Raw genomic sequence first — 772 nt, 5'->3', positions numbered from 1 at the left:
GATGAAGAGCTGCTGGAACTGGTAGAAATGGAAGTTCGTGAACTTCTTTCTGCTTACGAATTCCCAGGCGACGACATCCCGGTCATCAAAGGTTCAGCGCTGAAAGCACTGGAAGGCGATGCAACGTGGGAAGCGAAAATCATCGAACTGGCAGAAGCACTGGACAGCTACATTCCATTGCCAGAGCGTGCTATCGATAAGCCATTCCTGCTGCCAATCGAAGACGTATTCTCCATCTCCGGTCGTGGTACAGTTGTAACCGGTCGTGTAGAGCGCGGTATCGTTAAAGTAGGCGAAGAAGTTGAAATCGTCGGTATCAAGGACACTGTTAAGTCAACTTGTACTGGCGTTGAAATGTTCCGCAAACTGCTGGACGAAGGCCGTGCAGGCGAGAACGTGGGTGTTCTGCTGCGTGGTATCAAACGTGAAGACATCGAACGTGGTCAGGTTCTGGCTAAACCAGGTTCAATCAAACCACACACCAAGTTTGATTCCGAAGTGTACATCCTGAGCAAAGATGAAGGTGGTCGTCATACTCCATTCTTCAAAGGCTACCGTCCACAGTTCTACTTCCGTACAACTGACGTGACCGGTACTATCGAACTGCCAGAAGGCGTTGAGATGGTAATGCCTGGTGACAACGTGAACATGGTTGTTACGCTGATCCACCCAATCGCGATGGATGACGGTCTGCGTTTCGCAATCCGTGAAGGCGGCCGTACTGTAGGTGCTGGTGTTGTTGCTAAAGTTATCGCTTAATCGCTGATAGTTT

Annotated in this window: 1 protein-coding gene; it reads left to right on the top strand. The window is 49.9% G+C overall.

The features are described 5' to 3' along the window. A partial coding sequence (locus J1781_RS00540) for an elongation factor Tu (RefSeq protein WP_217233039.1) occupies window positions 1-759 on the top strand: 759 nt, incomplete at its 5' end. Window positions 760-772: the final 13 nt, after the last annotated feature.

Origin of the sequence: Rahnella perminowiae (genome assembly GCF_019049695.1) — a bacterium.
In the GTDB taxonomy this organism is placed as follows: domain Bacteria; phylum Pseudomonadota; class Gammaproteobacteria; order Enterobacterales; family Enterobacteriaceae; genus Rahnella; species Rahnella perminowiae.
The sequence above is the reverse complement of the archived record's forward strand: the minus strand, read 5'-3'. Positions and strand labels throughout refer to the sequence as shown.